The 16557-nt window shown below is 40.8% G+C and carries 32 protein-coding genes and 1 pseudogene; all 33 read left to right on the top strand.

What is annotated here, in order from left to right:
• Nucleotides 1-186 (top strand): GNAT family N-acetyltransferase (locus WKI42_RS05925; RefSeq protein WP_369076741.1); only part of this gene is annotated, 186 nt, incomplete at its 5' end.
• Nucleotides 179-769 carry an anaerobic ribonucleoside-triphosphate reductase activating protein gene (gene nrdG / locus WKI42_RS05920; protein ID WP_368081418.1) on the top strand — a complete coding sequence of 197 codons (591 nt, stop codon included), beginning with the start codon at nt 179-181 and terminating at the stop codon, nt 767-769. The genes WKI42_RS05925 and nrdG, both read left to right, overlap by 8 nt.
• A gap of 35 nt (nt 770-804) precedes the next feature.
• Nucleotides 805-1392, top strand: a complete 588-nt coding sequence (locus WKI42_RS05915; RefSeq protein ID WP_368081419.1) for a phosphoribulokinase — start codon at nt 805-807, stop codon at nt 1390-1392.
• Between the two features lie 244 nt (nt 1393-1636).
• Nucleotides 1637-1945 carry a 30S ribosomal protein S10 gene (rpsJ, locus tag WKI42_RS05910; RefSeq protein WP_033630409.1) on the top strand — a complete coding sequence of 103 codons (309 nt, stop codon included), beginning with the start codon at nt 1637-1639 and terminating at the stop codon, nt 1943-1945.
• An 81-nt stretch (nt 1946-2026) separates the two neighbouring features.
• Entirely contained in the window at nt 2027-2653 is a 627-nt protein-coding gene (gene rplC / locus WKI42_RS05905; RefSeq protein ID WP_000160197.1) for a 50S ribosomal protein L3, read from the top strand.
• Between the two features lie 24 nt (nt 2654-2677).
• Nucleotides 2678-3301 (top strand): 50S ribosomal protein L4, encoded by a 624-nt coding sequence (gene rplD / locus WKI42_RS05900; protein WP_000024547.1) that lies wholly within the window; start codon nt 2678-2680, stop codon nt 3299-3301.
• On the top strand, nt 3301-3597 hold the full coding sequence (locus WKI42_RS05895; RefSeq protein ID WP_001055347.1) for a 50S ribosomal protein L23: 297 nt from the start codon (nt 3301-3303) through the stop codon (nt 3595-3597). Before rplD ends, WKI42_RS05895 begins: the two co-directional genes overlap by 1 nt.
• A 17-nt stretch (nt 3598-3614) precedes the next feature.
• Nucleotides 3615-4448 (top strand): 50S ribosomal protein L2, encoded by an 834-nt coding sequence (rplB, locus tag WKI42_RS05890; RefSeq protein ID WP_000512910.1) that lies wholly within the window; start codon nt 3615-3617, stop codon nt 4446-4448.
• Nucleotides 4449-4550: 102 nt separating this feature from the next.
• Nucleotides 4551-4832, top strand: coding sequence for a 30S ribosomal protein S19 (gene rpsS / locus WKI42_RS05885; protein ID WP_000533766.1), 282 nt, complete (start codon nt 4551-4553; stop codon nt 4830-4832).
• An 11-nt stretch (nt 4833-4843) separates the two neighbouring features.
• Nucleotides 4844-5188: a 50S ribosomal protein L22 gene (gene rplV / locus WKI42_RS05880; protein ID WP_000818137.1), complete on the top strand. Its 345-nt coding sequence runs from the start codon at nt 4844-4846 to the stop codon at nt 5186-5188.
• 12 nt (nt 5189-5200) lie between these two features.
• Complete coding sequence (gene rpsC, locus WKI42_RS05875; protein ID WP_000529936.1) at nt 5201-5854, top strand: 30S ribosomal protein S3; 654 nt, start codon at nt 5201-5203, stop codon at nt 5852-5854.
• A gap of 3 nt (nt 5855-5857) precedes the next feature.
• Nucleotides 5858-6271: a 50S ribosomal protein L16 gene (rplP, locus tag WKI42_RS05870; RefSeq protein ID WP_000960946.1), complete on the top strand. Its 414-nt coding sequence runs from the start codon at nt 5858-5860 to the stop codon at nt 6269-6271.
• A 9-nt stretch (nt 6272-6280) separates the two neighbouring features.
• Nucleotides 6281-6487: a 50S ribosomal protein L29 gene (gene rpmC / locus WKI42_RS05865; protein ID WP_000772918.1), complete on the top strand. Its 207-nt coding sequence runs from the start codon at nt 6281-6283 to the stop codon at nt 6485-6487.
• Nucleotides 6488-6511: 24 nt separating this feature from the next.
• Entirely contained in the window at nt 6512-6772 is a 261-nt protein-coding gene (rpsQ, locus tag WKI42_RS05860; RefSeq protein ID WP_000440801.1) for a 30S ribosomal protein S17, read from the top strand.
• Between the two features lie 25 nt (nt 6773-6797).
• The gene (rplN, locus tag WKI42_RS05855; RefSeq protein ID WP_000616545.1) at nt 6798-7166 is read left to right on the top strand and encodes a 50S ribosomal protein L14; all 369 of its coding nucleotides are present in this window, start codon (nt 6798-6800) and stop codon (nt 7164-7166) included.
• 77 nt (nt 7167-7243) lie between these two features.
• Nucleotides 7244-7549 carry a 50S ribosomal protein L24 gene (gene rplX, locus WKI42_RS05850; RefSeq protein WP_000497691.1) on the top strand — a complete coding sequence of 102 codons (306 nt, stop codon included), beginning with the start codon at nt 7244-7246 and terminating at the stop codon, nt 7547-7549.
• Between the two features lie 23 nt (nt 7550-7572).
• Nucleotides 7573-8115 carry a 50S ribosomal protein L5 gene (gene rplE, locus WKI42_RS05845; protein ID WP_000013542.1) on the top strand — a complete coding sequence of 181 codons (543 nt, stop codon included), beginning with the start codon at nt 7573-7575 and terminating at the stop codon, nt 8113-8115.
• A 17-nt stretch (nt 8116-8132) separates the two neighbouring features.
• Entirely contained in the window at nt 8133-8318 is a 186-nt protein-coding gene (locus tag WKI42_RS05840) for a type Z 30S ribosomal protein S14 (protein WP_001085697.1), read from the top strand.
• A 284-nt stretch (nt 8319-8602) separates the two neighbouring features.
• On the top strand, nt 8603-9001 hold the full coding sequence (gene rpsH, locus WKI42_RS05835; RefSeq protein ID WP_000245504.1) for a 30S ribosomal protein S8: 399 nt from the start codon (nt 8603-8605) through the stop codon (nt 8999-9001).
• A 188-nt stretch (nt 9002-9189) separates the two neighbouring features.
• Nucleotides 9190-9726, top strand: coding sequence for a 50S ribosomal protein L6 (gene rplF / locus WKI42_RS05830; RefSeq protein ID WP_368081417.1), 537 nt, complete (start codon nt 9190-9192; stop codon nt 9724-9726).
• A gap of 83 nt (nt 9727-9809) precedes the next feature.
• Nucleotides 9810-10166: a 50S ribosomal protein L18 gene (rplR, locus tag WKI42_RS05825; protein WP_000624044.1), complete on the top strand. Its 357-nt coding sequence runs from the start codon at nt 9810-9812 to the stop codon at nt 10164-10166.
• A 17-nt stretch (nt 10167-10183) separates the two neighbouring features.
• Entirely contained in the window at nt 10184-10678 is a 495-nt protein-coding gene (rpsE, locus tag WKI42_RS05820) for a 30S ribosomal protein S5 (protein WP_000874202.1), read from the top strand.
• A 13-nt stretch (nt 10679-10691) separates the two neighbouring features.
• The gene (rpmD, locus tag WKI42_RS05815; protein WP_000057241.1) at nt 10692-10874 is read left to right on the top strand and encodes a 50S ribosomal protein L30; all 183 of its coding nucleotides are present in this window, start codon (nt 10692-10694) and stop codon (nt 10872-10874) included.
• Between the two features lie 144 nt (nt 10875-11018).
• Entirely contained in the window at nt 11019-11459 is a 441-nt protein-coding gene (gene rplO, locus WKI42_RS05810) for a 50S ribosomal protein L15 (RefSeq protein WP_000766090.1), read from the top strand.
• Nucleotides 11460-11471: 12 nt separating this feature from the next.
• Nucleotides 11472-12782, top strand: coding sequence for a preprotein translocase subunit SecY (secY, locus tag WKI42_RS05805; protein WP_368081416.1), 1311 nt, complete (start codon nt 11472-11474; stop codon nt 12780-12782).
• A gap of 150 nt (nt 12783-12932) precedes the next feature.
• A complete protein-coding gene (locus WKI42_RS05800) occupies nt 12933-13571 on the top strand; it encodes an adenylate kinase (RefSeq protein WP_001050436.1) in 639 nt (212 codons plus the stop codon).
• A gap of 116 nt (nt 13572-13687) precedes the next feature.
• A complete protein-coding gene (gene infA / locus WKI42_RS05795) occupies nt 13688-13906 on the top strand; it encodes a translation initiation factor IF-1 (protein WP_001029883.1) in 219 nt (72 codons plus the stop codon).
• Between the two features lie 24 nt (nt 13907-13930).
• Entirely contained in the window at nt 13931-14047 is a 117-nt protein-coding gene (rpmJ, locus tag WKI42_RS05790; RefSeq protein WP_001808836.1) for a 50S ribosomal protein L36, read from the top strand.
• A 17-nt stretch (nt 14048-14064) separates the two neighbouring features.
• Complete coding sequence (gene rpsM / locus WKI42_RS05785) at nt 14065-14430, top strand: 30S ribosomal protein S13 (protein ID WP_000090781.1); 366 nt, start codon at nt 14065-14067, stop codon at nt 14428-14430.
• 17 nt (nt 14431-14447) lie between these two features.
• Nucleotides 14448-14831 (top strand): 30S ribosomal protein S11, encoded by a 384-nt coding sequence (gene rpsK, locus WKI42_RS05780; RefSeq protein WP_001118385.1) that lies wholly within the window; start codon nt 14448-14450, stop codon nt 14829-14831.
• Between the two features lie 42 nt (nt 14832-14873).
• Nucleotides 14874-15809 carry a DNA-directed RNA polymerase subunit alpha gene (locus WKI42_RS05775; RefSeq protein ID WP_000568988.1) on the top strand — a complete coding sequence of 312 codons (936 nt, stop codon included), beginning with the start codon at nt 14874-14876 and terminating at the stop codon, nt 15807-15809.
• Nucleotides 15810-15820: 11 nt separating this feature from the next.
• Nucleotides 15821-16207: a 50S ribosomal protein L17 gene (gene rplQ / locus WKI42_RS05770; protein ID WP_000331493.1), complete on the top strand. Its 387-nt coding sequence runs from the start codon at nt 15821-15823 to the stop codon at nt 16205-16207.
• 264 nt (nt 16208-16471) lie between these two features.
• Nucleotides 16472-16557, top strand: a pseudogene (locus WKI42_RS05765) (ACT domain-containing protein); the annotation flags it as partial.

The raw sequence follows: 16557 nt of genomic DNA, 5'->3' as shown, positions 1-16557 counted from the left end.
GGTTATGCTAAGGAAACTCTCCGTCAGGGCTTGCAAGTTGCTAAGGAAAAGAACATTAAGAAAGCTCTAGTGACCTGTAGCGTGAATAATCCTGCTAGCAGAGTAGTTATTCTAGCAAATGGAGGTCTCATTGAGGATGTTCGCAATGGTGTGGAGCGTTATTGGATAGAGGTAGCGAATGAATAATCCAAAACCACAAGAATGGAAAAGCGAGGAACTCAGTCAAGGGCGTATCATCGACTACAAGGCCTTTAACTTTGTAGATGGAGAAGGTGTGCGTAACTCTCTCTATGTATCAGGTTGCATGTTTCACTGCGAGGGATGTTATAATGTTGCGACTTGGTCTTTTAATGCTGGCATTCCATTTACAGCAGAATTAGAAGAACAGATCATGGAAGATCTCGCTCAACCTTATGTTCAAGGATTGACCTTGCTGGGAGGGGAGCCTTTCCTCAATACGGGCATTCTCTTACCTCTCGTTAAACGCATCCGAAAGGAATTGCCAGAAAAAGACATCTGGTCCTGGACGGGCTACACTTGGGAAGAAATGATGTTGGAAACTCCAGATAAACTGGAACTCTTATCACTAATTGACATCCTTGTCGATGGACGGTATGACCGAACTAAGAGAAATCTCATGCTCCAGTTTCGAGGTTCTTCCAATCAACGAATTATCGATGTGCAAAAATCTTTCAAAAGTGGGCAAGTAGTGATTTGGCATAAGCTCAATGACGGAAAAGAAAGCTATGAACAGGTGAAGAGAGAATGAAGAGAAAAGACTTAATAGACTAGCTTGTTTCAGAAATAGAAAAGGGCAAAGTCAGGACACTGGGAATATACGGTCATGGGGCTTCGGGTAAATCAACTTTTGCACAGGAATTGTACCAAGCTTTAGATTCTACTACAGTAAATTTGCTAGAAACAGATCCTTATATCACCTCAGAACGCCATCTAGTAGTACCAAAGGATACACCAAATCAAAAGGTGACAGCCTGTCTGCCGGTGGCACATGAATTGGCAAGTTTGCGGAGAGATATCTTAGCCTTGCAGGCAGGTATGGATGTCTTAACAATTGAAGAACCTTGGAAGGCTAGTGAGGTCTTGTCTGGAGCAAAGCCAATTCTGATTGTCGAAGGGATGTCTGTTGGCTTTTTACCCAAAGAACTCTTTGACAAAACCATCTGTTTCTACACGGATGAGGAGACCGAATTAAAAAGGCGTCTAGATCGAGATACGACAGTGAGAAATCGCGATGCATCCTTTATATTGGCTAGCCATCAGATGAGACGGGAGCAGTATCTGCGATACTATAAAGAAACTGAGTCAAGGGCGGACATTCTAGTGGACCAATCAGAAGATAAATTTGATGCCAAGAGGAGTCAGTTTATATAGAAGAAAATCCCTAATTTTAAAAAGAAAAAATAGGAAAACAGTTTCATTGTAAAAAAACGAAAAAATAGCAACAAATCCCTTGCAATCGCAGGGGCTTTGTGTTATTCTATTATGGTGCTGTAAATTACAGCTTTAGCTTTGATGCAAGAGGTTGCGATACGCTCGGTTGCATTGCCACGCAACACCGCGTCGGTTTTCTTGTGGAGCTAGCCTATTATCTTAAATAGACGAAAAGGAGAAAAAGATGGCAAACAAAAAAATCCGTATCCGTTTGAAAGCTTATGAACACCGTACGCTTGACACAGCGGCTACAAAAATCGTAGAATCAGCTACTCGTACAGGTGCACAAGTTGCGGGTCCAATCCCACTTCCAACTGAACGTAGCCTCTACACAATCATTCGTGCGACTCACAAATACAAAGACTCTCGCGAACAATTTGAAATGCGTACACACAAACGTTTGATCGATATCGTTAACCCAACTCAAAAAACAGTTGATGCTTTGATGAAATTGGATCTTCCAAGTGGTGTAAACGTAGAAATCAAACTTTAATCTAAAGCTTGATATTTGAGCATAAAAAACGCTCGTTAAAAACTTTTTGAATAAAAAATATAGAAAAGGAACTATTTTCTCATGACAAAAGGAATCTTAGGGAAAAAAGTGGGAATGACTCAAATCTTCACTGAAGCTGGCGAATTGATCCCTGTAACAGTTATTGAAGCAACTCCAAACGTTGTTCTTCAAGTTAAAACTGTTGAAACAGACGGATACAACGCTATCCAAGTTGGTTTCGATGACAAACGCGAAGTATTGAGCAACAAACCTGCTAAAGGACATGTAGCGAAAGCTAACACGGCTCCTAAGCGCTTCATTCGTGAATTCAAAAACGTTGAAGGCTTGGAAGTTGGTGCTGAAATCACAGTTGAAACATTCGCAGCTGGAGACGTTGTTGACGTAACTGGTACTTCTAAAGGTAAAGGTTTCCAAGGTGTTATCAAACGCCACGGACAATCACGTGGACCAATGGCTCACGGTTCTCGTTACCACCGTCGTCCAGGTTCTATGGGACCTGTTGCACCTAACCGCGTATTCAAAGGTAAAAACCTTGCAGGACGTATGGGTGGCGACCGTGTAACAATTCAAAACCTTGAAGTTGTACAAGTTGTTCCAGAAAAGAACGTTATCCTTATCAAAGGTAACGTACCAGGTGCTAAGAAATCTCTTATCACTATCAAATCAGCAGTTAAAGCTGGTAAATAATAAGGAAAGGGGAATACAGTCAAAATGGCAAATGTAACATTATTCGACCAAACTGGTAAACAAGCGGGCGAAGTTGTTCTTAATGATGCAATCTTTGGTATCGAACCAAATGAATCTGTTGTGTTTGATGTGATCATCAGCCAACGTGCTAGCCTTCGTCAAGGAACTCACGCAGTTAAAAACCGCTCAGCTGTTTCAGGTGGCGGACGCAAACCATGGCGTCAAAAAGGAACTGGACGTGCTCGTCAAGGTTCTATCCGCTCTCCACAATGGCGTGGTGGTGGAATCGTCTTCGGACCAACTCCACGTAGCTATGCGTACAAACTTCCTCAAAAAGTTCGTCGCCTTGCGCTTAAATCTGTTTACTCAGAAAAAGTTGCTGAAAATAAATTTGTAGCCGTTGATTCTCTTGAATTTACAGCTCCAAAAACTGCTGAATTTGCAAAAGTTCTTGCAGCTTTGAGCATCGATTCTAAAGTCCTTGTTATTCTTGAAGAAGGAAACGAATTCGCAGCTCTCTCAGCTCGTAACCTTCCAAACGTGAAAGTTGCGACTGCTACAACTGCAAGTGTTCTTGACATCGCAAATAGTGACAAACTTCTTGTTACTCAAGCAGCTATCTCTAAAATCGAGGAGGTTCTTGCATAATGAATTTGTATGATGTTATCAAAAAACCTGTAATCACTGAAAGCTCAATGGCTCAACTTGAAGCAGGAAAATATGTATTTGAAGTTGACACTCGTGCACACAAACTTTTGATCAAGCAAGCTGTCGAAGCTGCTTTCGAAGGTGTTAAAGTTGCCAACGTTAACACAATCAACGTAAAACCAAAAGCTAAACGTGTTGGACGTTACACTGGTTTTACTAACAAAACTAAAAAAGCTATCATCACACTTACAGCTGATTCAAAAGCAATCGAGTTGTTTGCTGCTGAAGCTGAATAATCTAAGGAGGAAATATCGTGGGAATTCGTGTTTATAAACCAACAACAAACGGTCGCCGTAATATGACTTCTTTGGATTTCGCTGAAATCACAACAAGCACTCCTGAAAAATCATTGCTTGTTGCATTGAAGAGCAAGGCTGGTCGTAACAACAACGGTCGTATCACAGTTCGTCACCAAGGTGGTGGACACAAACGTTTCTACCGTTTGGTTGACTTCAAACGTAACAAAGACAACGTTGAAGCAGTTGTTAAAACAATCGAGTACGATCCAAACCGTTCTGCAAACATCGCTCTTGTACACTACACTGACGGTGTGAAAGCATACATCATCGCTCCAAAAGGTCTTGAAGTTGGTCAACGTATCGTTTCAGGTCCAGAAGCAGATATCAAAGTCGGAAACGCTCTTCCACTTGCTAACATCCCAGTTGGTACTTTGATCCACAACATCGAGTTGAAACCAGGTCGTGGTGGTGAATTAGTACGTGCTGCTGGTGCATCTGCTCAAGTATTGGGTCAAGAAGGTAAATACGTTCTTGTTCGTCTTCAATCAGGTGAAGTTCGTATGATTCTTGGAACTTGCCGTGCTACAGTTGGTGTTGTCGGAAACGAACAACATGGACTTGTAAACCTTGGTAAAGCAGGACGTAGCCGTTGGAAAGGTATCCGCCCAACAGTTCGTGGTTCTGTAATGAACCCTAACGATCACCCACACGGTGGTGGTGAAGGTAAAGCACCAGTTGGTCGTAAAGCACCATCTACTCCATGGGGCAAACCTGCTCTTGGTCTTAAAACTCGTAACAAGAAAGCGAAATCTGACAAACTTATCGTTCGTCGTCGCAACGAGAAATAATATTAAACTAGTCGCTTAAGCAACTAGTAAATCCGCCAGCTCGGTAGCGCTCCATGTGAGCGCAAGCCGCTGTGGTAAACATTTAAAGGAGAAAATATAAAAATGGGACGCAGTCTTAAAAAAGGACCTTTCGTCGATGAGCATTTGATGAAAAAAGTTGAAGCTCAAGCTAACGACGAAAAGAAAAAAGTTATTAAAACTTGGTCACGTCGTTCAACGATCTTCCCAAGTTTCATTGGTTACACTATTGCAGTTTATGACGGACGTAAACATGTACCTGTTTACATCCAAGAAGACATGGTAGGTCACAAACTTGGTGAATTTGCACCAACTCGTACTTACAAAGGTCACGCTGCAGACGACAAGAAAACACGTAGAAAATAAGGAGAACATAAATGGCAGAAATTACTTCAGCTAAAGCAATGGCTCGTACAGTACGTGTTTCACCTCGTAAATCACGTCTTGTTCTTGATAACATCCGTGGTAAAAGCGTAGCCGATGCAATCGCAATCTTGACATTCACTCCAAACAAAGCCGCTGAAATCATCTTGAAAGTTTTGAACTCAGCTGTAGCTAACGCTGAAAACAACTTTGGTTTGGATAAAGCTAACTTGGTAGTATCTGAAGCATTCGCAAACGAAGGACCAACTATGAAACGTTTCCGTCCACGTGCGAAAGGCTCAGCTTCACCAATCAACAAACGTACAGCTCACATCACTGTAGCTGTTGCAGAAAAATAAGGAGGTAAAATCGTGGGTCAAAAAGTACATCCAATTGGTATGCGTGTCGGCATCATCCGTGATTGGGATGCCAAATGGTATGCTGAAAAAGAATACGCGGATTACCTTCATGAAGATCTTGCAATCCGTAAATTCGTTCAAAAAGAACTTGCTGACGCAGCAGTTTCAACTATCGAAATTGAACGCGCAGTAAACAAAGTTAACGTTTCACTTCACACTGCTAAACCAGGTATGGTTATCGGTAAAGGTGGTGCTAACGTTGATGCACTCCGTGCAAAACTTAACAAATTGACTGGAAAACAAGTACACATCAACATCATCGAAATCAAACAACCTGATTTGGATGCTCACCTTGTAGGTGAAGGTATTGCTCGTCAATTGGAGCAACGTGTTGCTTTCCGTCGTGCACAAAAACAAGCAATCCAACGTGCAATGCGTGCTGGAGCTAAAGGAATCAAAACTCAAGTATCAGGTCGTTTGAACGGTGCAGACATCGCCCGTGCTGAAGGATACTCTGAAGGAACTGTTCCACTTCACACACTTCGTGCAGATATCGATTACGCTTGGGAAGAAGCAGATACTACATACGGTAAACTTGGTGTTAAAGTATGGATCTACCGTGGTGAAGTTCTTCCAGCTCGCAAAAACACTAAAGGAGGTAAATAACCAATGTTAGTACCTAAACGTGTTAAACACCGTCGTGAATTCCGTGGAAAAATGCGCGGTGAAGCAAAAGGTGGAAAAGAAGTAGCATTCGGTGAATACGGTCTTCAAGCTACAACTAGCCATTGGATCACTAACCGCCAAATCGAAGCTGCTCGTATCGCCATGACTCGTTACATGAAACGTGGTGGTAAAGTTTGGATTAAAATCTTCCCACACAAATCATACACTGCTAAAGCTATCGGTGTACGTATGGGATCTGGTAAAGGGGCACCTGAAGGTTGGGTAGCACCAGTTAAACGTGGTAAAGTGATGTTCGAAATCGCTGGTGTATCTGAAGAGATCGCTCGCGAAGCGCTTCGTCTTGCTAGCCACAAATTGCCAGTTAAATGTAAATTCGTAAAACGTGAAGCAGAATAAGGAGAAGGCATGAAACTTAATGAAGTAAAAGAATTTGTTAAAGAACTTCGTGGTCTTTCTCAAGAAGAACTCGCGAAGCGCGAAAACGAATTGAAAAAAGAATTGTTTGAACTTCGTTTCCAAGCTGCTACTGGTCAATTGGAACAAACAGCTCGCTTGAAAGAAGTTAAAAAACAAATCGCTCGTATCAAAACAGTTCAATCTGAAGCGAAATAATAGACTAGGGAAGGAGAAATTTCAATGGAACGCAATAATCGTAAAGTTCTTGTTGGACGTGTTGTATCTGACAAAATGGACAAGACAATCACAGTTGTAGTTGAAACAAAACGTAACCACCCAGTCTATGGTAAACGTATTAACTACTCTAAAAAATACAAAGCTCATGATGAAAACAATGTTGCCAAAGAAGGCGATATCGTACGTATCATGGAAACTCGTCCGCTTTCAGCTACAAAACGTTTCCGTCTTGTAGAAGTTGTTGAAGAAGCGGTCATCATCTAATCAAACCTGAAAGGAGAAAACTGAAATGATTCAAACAGAAACTCGTTTGAAAGTCGCAGACAACAGCGGTGCTCGCGAAATCTTGACTATCAAAGTTCTTGGTGGTTCAGGACGTAAATTTGCAAACATCGGTGATGTTATCGTGGCATCTGTAAAACAAGCTACTCCTGGTGGTGCGGTTAAAAAAGGTGACGTTGTTAAAGCAGTTATCGTTCGTACTAAATCAGGTGCTCGTCGTGCTGATGGTTCATACATCAAATTTGACGAAAACGCAGCAGTTATCATCCGTGAAGATAAAACTCCTCGCGGAACACGTATCTTTGGCCCAGTTGCACGTGAATTGCGTGAGGGTGGCTTCATGAAGATTGTGTCACTTGCTCCAGAAGTACTTTAATTTTTAGAAACAAACTAGTCCCCTAGCTTCAAGCTAGGGTGCCCTTATGGGCGTAAGAAAAATCAAGGAGAAACCTAATGTTTGTAAAAAAAGGCGACAAAGTTCGCGTAATCGCTGGTAAAGATAAGGGAACAGAAGCTGTTGTCCTTACTGCCCTTCCAAAAGTAAACAAAGTTATCGTTGAAGGTGTTAACATCGTTAAGAAACACCAACGTCCAACTAACGAGCTTCCTCAAGGTGGTATCATCGAGAAAGAAGCAGCTATCCACGTATCAAACGTTCAAGTTTTGGACAAAAATGGTGTAGCTGGTCGTGTTGGTTACAAATTTGTAGACGGTAAAAAAGTTCGCTACAACAAAAAATCAGGCGAAGTGCTTGATTAATCACGAAGGAAAGGAGAAGTATAATGGCAAATCGTTTAAAAGAAAAATATCTTAATGAAGTAGTTCCTGCTTTGACAGAACAATTCAACTACTCATCAGTGATGGCTGTGCCTAAAGTAGATAAGATCGTTTTGAACATGGGTGTTGGTGAAGCTGTATCAAACGCTAAAAGCCTTGAAAAAGCTGCTGAAGAATTGGCGCTTATCTCAGGTCAAAAACCACTTATCACTAAAGCTAAAAAATCAATCGCCGGCTTCCGTCTTCGTGAAGGTGTTGCGATCGGTGCAAAAGTTACCCTTCGTGGTGAACGTATGTACGAATTCTTGGATAAATTGGTTTCAGTTTCACTTCCACGTGTACGTGACTTCCACGGTGTTCCAACAAAATCATTTGATGGACGCGGAAACTACACACTTGGTGTGAAAGAACAATTGATTTTCCCAGAAATCAACTTCGATGACGTTGACAAAACTCGTGGTCTTGACATCGTTATCGTAACAACTGCTAACACTGACGAAGAGTCACGTGCATTGCTTACAGGCCTTGGAATGCCTTTTGCAAAATAATATAGGAGGTAAATCTAATGGCTAAAAAATCAATGATTGCTAAGAACAAACGTCCAGCGAAGTTCTCTACTCAAGCTTATACTCGTTGTGAAAAATGTGGTCGTCCACATTCAGTTTACCGCAAATTTAAACTTTGCCGTGTTTGCTTCCGTGAATTAGCTTACAAAGGACAAATTCCTGGTGTAACAAAAGCATCTTGGTAATTTAAGATCTCAAGGGCGTCAAAACTCCGAGTGAAAATAGGAAACTTGACGAAGAAACTGAAGTTTCTAGGAAAGTTTATCTTTTTCACACGGAGTTTAGCCCGGGTTCAGTTGGGCTTGCCAATTTGAACACGAGCTACAGCTTTGGCAAAAAAGACCAATTTGCTTTGGAGCATCGCTCCTGCATCAAATTGCCTATTTTTGCTCTTGCTGTTACGCTCTTTGTATCATGTATTAACTAGCAAGTGCAACTTGCAAACTACTAGTAAGAGGAGAAAAACAAAATGGTTATGACTGACCCAATCGCAGACTTCCTAACTCGTATTCGTAACGCTAACCAAGCGAAACACGAAGTACTTGAAGTACCTGCATCAAACATCAAAAAAGGGATTGCTGAAATCCTTAAACGCGAAGGTTTTGTAAAAAACGTTGAAATCATCGAAGATGACAAACAAGGCATCATCCGTGTATTCCTTAAATACGGACCAAACGGTGAAAAAGTTATCACTAACTTGAAACGTGTTTCTAAACCAGGACTTCGTGTCTACAAAAAACGTGAAGACCTTCCAAAAGTTCTTAACGGACTTGGAATTGCTATCCTTTCAACTTCTGAAGGTTTGCTTACTGATAAAGAAGCACGCCAAAAGAATGTTGGTGGTGAGGTTATCGCTTACGTTTGGTAATATTTAGCTCCCAATTTCTTTGTGACTCGTCGTTATCGTCTCTTGCCTAACCCAAAGTTATGCCTGCGAGACGATGCCTAGATTCACTTTGAAATTGAAACCTAAATGTTCCTTTAAATCGAGAAATCGATTTAGCCCCCGTGAAAACTGGCCGTTCTGGCCTGACAATCTAACAGGAGAAAATAAACATGTCACGTATTGGTAATAAAGTTATCGTGTTGCCTGCTGGTGTTGAACTCACTAACAATGACAACGTTGTAACTGTAAAAGGACCTAAAGGAGAACTTACTCGTGAGTTCTCAAAAGATATTGAAATCCGTGTGGAAGGTACTGAAGTAACTCTTCACCGTCCAAACGATTCAAAAGAAATGAAAACTATCCACGGAACTACTCGTGCCCTTTTGAACAACATGGTTATTGGTGTATCAGAAGGATTCAGGAAAGAACTTGAAATGCGCGGGGTTGGTTACCGTGCACAACTTCAAGGATCTAAACTTGTTTTGGCTGTTGGTAAATCTCATCCAGACGAAGTTGAAGCTCCAGAAGGAATTACTTTTGAACTTCCAAATCCAACAACAATCGTTGTTAGCGGAATTTCAAAAGAAGTAGTTGGTCAAACAGCTGCTTACGTACGTAGCCTTCGTTCACCAGAACCATATAAAGGTAAAGGTATCCGTTATGTTGGTGAATTCGTTCGCCGTAAAGAAGGTAAAACAGGTAAATAATGTTGAGTGGTTGATTCTCAACCACCAACCTATTTTCCAACTTTGTGCATAGCACACGATTTAAAACTAAAGAGGTGAAAACTGTGATTTCAAAACCAGATAAAAACAAACTCCGCCAAAAACGCCATCGTCGCGTTCGCGGAAAACTCTCTGGAACTGCTGATCGCCCACGTTTGAACGTATTCCGTTCTAATACAGGCATCTACGCTCAAGTGATTGATGACGTAGCGGGTGTAACGCTCGCAAGTGCTTCAACTCTTGACAAAGAAGTTTCAAAAGGAACTAAAACTGAACAAGCCGTTGCTGTCGGTAAACTCGTTGCAGAACGTGCAAACGCTAAAGGTATTTCAGAAGTGGTGTTCGACCGCGGTGGATATCTATATCACGGACGTGTGAAAGCTTTGGCTGATGCAGCTCGTGAAAACGGATTGAAATTCTAATAGGAGGACACTAGAAAATGGCATTTAAAGACAATGCAGTTGAATTAGAAGAACGCGTAGTTGCTGTCAACCGTGTTACAAAAGTTGTTAAAGGTGGACGTCGTCTTCGTTTCGCAGCTCTTGTTGTTGTTGGTGACCACAACGGTCGCGTAGGATTTGGTACTGGTAAAGCTCAAGAAGTTCCAGAAGCAATCCGTAAAGCAGTAGATGATGCTAAGAAAAACTTGATCGAAGTTCCTATGGTTGGAACAACAATCCCACACGAAGTTCTTTCAGAATTTGGTGGAGCTAAAGTATTGTTGAAACCTGCTGTAGAAGGTTCTGGAGTTGCCGCTGGTGGTGCAGTTCGTGCCGTTGTGGAATTGGCAGGTGTGGCAGATATTACATCTAAATCACTTGGTTCTAACACTCCAATCAACATTGTTCGTGCAACTGTTGAAGGTTTGAAACAATTGAAACGCGCTGAAGAAGTTGCTGCCCTTCGTGGTATTTCAGTTTCTGATTTGGCATAAGAAAGGGGATAAAATGGCTCAAATTAAAATTACTTTGACTAAGTCTCCAATCGGACGCATTCCATCACAACGTAAAACTGTTGTAGCACTTGGACTTGGCAAATTGAACAGCTCTGTTATTAAAGAAGATAACGCTGCTATCCGTGGTATGATCACAGCAGTATCTCACTTGGTAACAGTTGAAGAAGTAAACTAATGAATTTTTAGGGGATGTGCACTATACCATCCCCTAAAACTAGATATAGTCATCTACGATGACGTCGTATAGGCGAGTTGATGGGGGAGACAACCTTTTCTCCCTTATCGGCGCTAGCATTTTACAAAAGAGGAGAAAATAAAAATGAAACTTCATGAATTGAAACCTGCAGAAGGTTCTCGCAAAGTACGTAACCGCGTTGGTCGTGGTACTTCATCAGGTAACGGTAAAACATCTGGTCGTGGTCAAAAAGGTCAAAAAGCTCGTAGCGGTGGCGGAGTTCGCCTTGGTTTTGAAGGTGGACAAACTCCATTGTTCCGTCGTCTTCCAAAACGTGGATTCACTAACATCAACGCTAAAGAATACGCAATTGTGAACCTTGACCAATTGAACGTCTTTGAAGATGGTGCTGAAGTAACTCCAGTTGTTCTTATCGAATCAGGAATTGTTAAAGCTGAAAAATCAGGTATTAAAATTCTTGGTAACGGTGAGTTGACTAAGAAATTGACTGTGAAAGCAGCTAAATTCTCTAAATCAGCTGAAGAAGCTATCACTGCTAAAGGTGGTTCAGTAGAAGTCATCTAAGAGAGGTGACCTATGTTTTTTAAATTATTAAGAGAAGCTCTTAAAGTCAAGCAAGTTCGATCAAAAATTTTATTTACAATTTTTATCGTTTTGGTCTTTCGTATCGGAACTAGCATTACAGTTCCTGGTGTGAATGCCAATAGCTTGAATGCTTTAAGTGGATTATCCTTCTTAAACATGTTGAGTTTGGTGTCAGGGAATGCCCTAAAAAACTTTTCGATTTTTGCCCTAGGAGTTAGTCCCTATATCACTGCTTCTATCGTTGTCCAACTCTTGCAAATGGATATTTTACCCAAGTTTGTAGAGTGGGGTAAACAAGGGGAAGTAGGTCGAAGAAAATTGAATCAAGCTACTCGTTATATTGCCTTGGGTCTAGCCTTTGTGCAATCTATCGGGATTACAGCTGGTTTTAATACCTTGGCTGGAGCTCAATTGATTAAAACTGCTTTAACTCCACAAGTTTTTCTGACGATTGGTATCATCTTAACAGCTGGTAGTATGATTGTCACTTGGTTGGGTGAGCAAATTACAGATAAGGGATACGGAAATGGTGTTTCTATGATTATCTTTGCCGGGATTGTTGCCTCAATTCCAGAGATGATTCAGGGCATCTATGTAGACTACTTTGTGAACGTGCCAAGTAGCCGTATCACTTCATCTATCATTTTCGTAATCATCTTGATTATTACTGTATTGTTGATCATTTACTTTACAACTTATGTTCAACAAGCAGAATACAAAATTCCAATCCAATATACTAAGGTTGCACAAGGTGCTCCATCTAGCTCTTACCTTCCTTTGAAGGTAAACCCTGCTGGAGTTATCCCTGTTATCTTTGCAAGTTCCATTACTGCAGCGCCTGCGGCCATTCTTCAGTTTTTGAGCGCTACAGGCCATGATTGGGCTTGGGTAAGAACAGCACAAGAAATTCTGGCAACCACTTCACCAACTGGTATTGCCATGTATGCTTTGTTGATTATTCTCTTTACATTCTTCTATACGTTTGTACAGATTAATCCTGAAAAAGCGGCAGAGAATCTACAAAAGAGCGGTGCCTATATCCATGGAGTTCGTCCTGGTAAAGGTACAGAAGAATATATGTCTAAACTTCTTCGTCGTCTTGCAACGGTTGGTTCCCTCTTCCTTGGTGTGATTTCCATTTTGCCGATTGCAGCTAAAGATGTATTTGGTCTTTCTGATGTTGTTGCCTTTGGTGGAACAAGTCTCTTGATCATTATCTCTACAGGTATTGAAGGAATCAAACAATTGGAAGGTTACCTATTGAAACGTAAGTATGTTGGTTTCATGGATAGAACAGAATAAAAGTATTTACTGAATCAGTAAATGCTGAGGGAGTGGAGGTTTAAACTCTGACATTTGTAAGAGTTGGATCTCCCCTCTTCTATTTTGTTTTTAAATAGGGGTGAAAAGACTTTTTGCTTCTATTTAAAAATAAAATAAGGAGATCAAATCATGAATCTTTTGATTATGGGCTTACCTGGTGCAGGTAAGGGAACTCAAGCAGCAAAAATCGTAGAACAATTCCATGTTGCACATATCTCAACAGGTGATATGTTCCGCGCTGCTATGGCAAATCAAACTGAAATGGGTGTTCTTGCTAAGTCATACATTGACAAGGGTGAATTGGTTCCTGACGAAGTTACAAATGGAATCGTAAAAGAACGTCTTTCACAAGATGATATTAAAGAAACAGGATTCTTGTTGGATGGTTACCCACGTACGATCGAACAAGCTCATGCCTTGGACAAAACATTGGCTGAACTTGGTATTGAACTAGAAGGTGTTATCAACATTGAAGTAAATCCTGACAGCCTCTTGGAACGTTTGAGTGGCCGTATCATCCACCGCGTAACTGGAGAAACTTTCCACAAGGTCTTTAACCCACCAGTTGACTATAAAGAAGAAGATTACTACCAACGTGAAGATGATAAACCTGAGACAGTAAAACGTCGTTTGGATGTGAATATTGCTCAAGGGGAACCAATCATTGCTCACTACCGTGCCAAAGGTTTGGTTCATGACATCGAAGGTAATCAAGATATCAATGATGTCTTCTCAGATATCGAAAAAGTATTGACAAATTTGAAATAAAGCGTTTTTCACACTTGCAAAAATCTGCTACAAATGTTATACTGAGATAGTCTGACTTATAATTGTTGTCTCTGTGTCTAGAGGCATCGAATCGAAATTTATGGAGGTGCTTTTGCGTGGCAAAAGACGATGTGATTGAAGTTGAAGGCAAAGTAGTTGATACAATGCCGAATGCAATGTTTACGGTTGAACTTGAAAATGGACATCAGATTTTAGCAACAGTTTCTGGTAAAATTCGTAAAAACTATATTCGTATTTTAGCGGGAGATCGTGTTACTGTCGAAATGAGTCCATATGACTTGACACGTGGACGTATCACTTACCGCTTTAAATAATCGAAAAACTTGGAGGGATAAGAAATGAAAGTAAGACCATCGGTCAAACCAATTTGCGAATACTGTAAAGTTATTCGCCGTAATGGTCGTGTTATGGTAATTTGCCCAGCAAATCCAAAACACAAACAACGTCAAGGATAAGATAGAAAGGAGAAAACATGGCTCGTATTGCTGGAGTTGACATTCCAAATGACAAACGCGTAGTAATCTCATTGACTTATGTTTATGGTATCGGACTTGCAACATCTAAGAAAATTTTGGCTGCTGCTGGAATCTCAGAAGATGTTCGTGTACGTGATCTTACATCAGATCAAGAAGATGCTATCCGTCGTGAAGTGGATGCAATCAAAGTTGAAGGTGACCTTCGTCGTGAAGTAAACTTGAACATCAAACGTTTGATGGAAATCGGTTCATACCGTGGTATCCGTCACCGTCGTGGACTTCCTGTCCGTGGACAAAACACTAAAAACAACGCTCGCACTCGTAAAGGTAAAGCTGTTGCGATTGCTGGTAAGAAAAAATAATATAGGAGGTAAAAGTCTTGGCTAAACCAACACGTAAACGTCGTGTGAAAAAGAATATCGAATCTGGTATTGCTCATATTCACGCTACATTTAATAACACTATTGTTATGATTACTGATGTGCATGGTAATGCAATTGCTTGGTCATCAGCTGGTGCTCTTGGTTTCAAAGGTTCTCGTAAATCTACACCATTCGCCGCTCAAATGGCTTCTGAAGCTGCTGCTAAATCTGCACAAGAACACGGTCTTAAATCAGTTGAAGTTACTGTAAAAGGTCCAGGTTCTGGTCGTGAGTCAGCTATTCGTGCGCTTGCTGCCGCTGGTCTTGAAGTAACAGCAATTCGTGATGTGACTCCAGTGCCACACAATGGTGCTCGTCCTCCAAAACGTCGCCGTGTATAATCATCGCATTACACTGCTTTTCGTTTAAGAGGGAGTAACTAAATGATCGAGTTTGAAAAACCAAATATAACAAAAATTGATGAAAATAAAGATTATGGCAAGTTTGTAATTGAACCACTTGAACGTGGCTACGGTACAACTCTTGGTAACTCTCTTCGTCGTGTACTTCTAGCTTCTCTACCAGGAGCAGCTGTGACATCTATCAATATTGATGGTGTGTTACATGAGTTTGACACAGTTCCAGGTGTTCGTGAAGACGTGATGCAAATCATTCTGAACATTAAAGGAATTGCAGTGAAATCGTACGTTGAAGACGAAAAAATCATCGAACTAGATGTTGAAGGTCCTGCTGAAGTAACAGCTGGTGACATTTTGACAGATAGCGATATTGAAATTGTAAATCCAGATCATTATCTCTTTACAATCGGTGAAGGTTCTTCCCTAAAAGCGACTATGACTGTTAACAGTGGTCGTGGATATGTACCTGCTGATGAAAATAAAAAAGATAATGCACCAGTTGGAACACTTGCTGTAGATTCTATTTATACACCAGTTACAAAAGTCAACTATCAAGTGGAACCTGCTCGTGTAGGTAGCAATGATGGATTTGACAAATTAACCCTTGAAATCTTGACAAATGGAACAATTATTCCAGAAGATGCTTTAGGGCTTTCAGCACGTATTTTGACAGAACATCTTGATTTGTTTACAAATCTTACTGAGATTGCTAAGTCAACTGAAGTGATGAAAGAAGCTGACACTGAATCTGACGACCGTATTTTGGATCGTACGATTGAGGAACTGGACTTGTCTGTGCGTTCATACAACTGTTTAAAACGTGCCGGTATCAATACTGTGCATGATTTGACAGAAAAATCTGAAGCAGAGATGATGAAAGTACGAAATCTTGGACGCAAGAGTTTGGAAGAAGTGAAACTCAAACTCATTGATTTGGGTCTTGGATTAAAAGATAAATAAAGGAGGAATACATGGCTTACCGTAAACTAGGACGCACTAGCTCACAACGTAAAGCAATGCTTCGCGATTTGACAACTGACCTTTTGATCAACGAATCAATCGTGACAACTGAAGCTCGTGCTAAAGAAATCCGTAAAACTGTTGAAAAAATGATTACTCTAGGTAAACGTGGTGATTTGCATGCACGTCGTCAAGCAGCTGCTTTCGTACGTAATGAAATCGCATCTGAAAACTATGATGAAGCAACTGATAAGTACACTTCTACTACAGCACTTCAAAAATTGTTCTCAGAAATCGCACCTCGTTATGCTGAACGTAACGGTGGATACACTCGTATCCTTAAAACTGAACCACGTCGTGGTGATGCAGCGCCAATGGCGATCATCGAATTAGTATAAAATCATCAATTTTGTTGAGTGTTATGATGATGGAGTCTTGTGCTCTTAGTCTAGCTCTGGTCTACCGCTAGGATTTCGATCCTAGCGGGAACACTCATCATAAGTTGAGATAGTAGACGCTTGTTTACGAAATTGTTTTTTTCTTAAGAACAACTTCGTAAGCAGGCGTTTTTGAGTATTTTAGTTAGAATTATGCTATACTATTTGAAAAGAGTCCTGTTTAATGTTCAGGTTTCCTATTAAAAGAAGAATTGGAGTTTGCTTATGAAAGCGATTATAACTGTTGTTGGTAAAGATAAATCTGGAATTGTTGCAGGTGTTTCTGGTAAAATTGCAGAATTGGGTTTGAA

It is taken from the genome of Streptococcus pseudopneumoniae, from assembly GCF_038148935.1.
Lineage (GTDB): Bacteria > Bacillota > Bacilli > Lactobacillales > Streptococcaceae > Streptococcus > Streptococcus pseudopneumoniae_U.
This window is presented reverse-complemented; position numbering and strand designations above follow the sequence as displayed.

Coding starts and splice junctions, on each gene's coding strand:
- rplD (WP_000024547.1), top strand. CDS start 2,678: ATGGCAAATGTAACATTATTCGACCAAACTGGTAAACAAGCGGGCGAA.
- rplC (WP_000160197.1), top strand. CDS start 2,027: ATGACAAAAGGAATCTTAGGGAAAAAAGTGGGAATGACTCAAATCTTC.
- rpmC (WP_000772918.1), top strand. CDS start 6,281: ATGAAACTTAATGAAGTAAAAGAATTTGTTAAAGAACTTCGTGGTCTT.
- rplO (WP_000766090.1), top strand. CDS start 11,019: ATGAAACTTCATGAATTGAAACCTGCAGAAGGTTCTCGCAAAGTACGT.
- rpsJ (WP_033630409.1), top strand. CDS start 1,637: ATGGCAAACAAAAAAATCCGTATCCGTTTGAAAGCTTATGAACACCGT.
- secY (WP_368081416.1), top strand. CDS start 11,472: ATGTTTTTTAAATTATTAAGAGAAGCTCTTAAAGTCAAGCAAGTTCGA.
- WKI42_RS05840 (WP_001085697.1), top strand. CDS start 8,133: ATGGCTAAAAAATCAATGATTGCTAAGAACAAACGTCCAGCGAAGTTC.
- rplV (WP_000818137.1), top strand. CDS start 4,844: ATGGCAGAAATTACTTCAGCTAAAGCAATGGCTCGTACAGTACGTGTT.
- rplX (WP_000497691.1), top strand. CDS start 7,244: ATGTTTGTAAAAAAAGGCGACAAAGTTCGCGTAATCGCTGGTAAAGAT.
- rpsH (WP_000245504.1), top strand. CDS start 8,603: ATGGTTATGACTGACCCAATCGCAGACTTCCTAACTCGTATTCGTAAC.
- rplQ (WP_000331493.1), top strand. CDS start 15,821: ATGGCTTACCGTAAACTAGGACGCACTAGCTCACAACGTAAAGCAATG.
- rplE (WP_000013542.1), top strand. CDS start 7,573: ATGGCAAATCGTTTAAAAGAAAAATATCTTAATGAAGTAGTTCCTGCT.
- WKI42_RS05895 (WP_001055347.1), top strand. CDS start 3,301: ATGAATTTGTATGATGTTATCAAAAAACCTGTAATCACTGAAAGCTCA.
- WKI42_RS05800 (WP_001050436.1), top strand. CDS start 12,933: ATGAATCTTTTGATTATGGGCTTACCTGGTGCAGGTAAGGGAACTCAA.
- WKI42_RS05775 (WP_000568988.1), top strand. CDS start 14,874: ATGATCGAGTTTGAAAAACCAAATATAACAAAAATTGATGAAAATAAA.
- rpsS (WP_000533766.1), top strand. CDS start 4,551: ATGGGACGCAGTCTTAAAAAAGGACCTTTCGTCGATGAGCATTTGATG.
- nrdG (WP_368081418.1), top strand. CDS start 179: ATGAATAATCCAAAACCACAAGAATGGAAAAGCGAGGAACTCAGTCAA.
- rpsM (WP_000090781.1), top strand. CDS start 14,065: ATGGCTCGTATTGCTGGAGTTGACATTCCAAATGACAAACGCGTAGTA.
- rpmJ (WP_001808836.1), top strand. CDS start 13,931: ATGAAAGTAAGACCATCGGTCAAACCAATTTGCGAATACTGTAAAGTT.
- rpsQ (WP_000440801.1), top strand. CDS start 6,512: ATGGAACGCAATAATCGTAAAGTTCTTGTTGGACGTGTTGTATCTGAC.
- rpsE (WP_000874202.1), top strand. CDS start 10,184: ATGGCATTTAAAGACAATGCAGTTGAATTAGAAGAACGCGTAGTTGCT.
- rplN (WP_000616545.1), top strand. CDS start 6,798: ATGATTCAAACAGAAACTCGTTTGAAAGTCGCAGACAACAGCGGTGCT.
- rplF (WP_368081417.1), top strand. CDS start 9,190: ATGTCACGTATTGGTAATAAAGTTATCGTGTTGCCTGCTGGTGTTGAA.
- rpmD (WP_000057241.1), top strand. CDS start 10,692: ATGGCTCAAATTAAAATTACTTTGACTAAGTCTCCAATCGGACGCATT.
- rplP (WP_000960946.1), top strand. CDS start 5,858: ATGTTAGTACCTAAACGTGTTAAACACCGTCGTGAATTCCGTGGAAAA.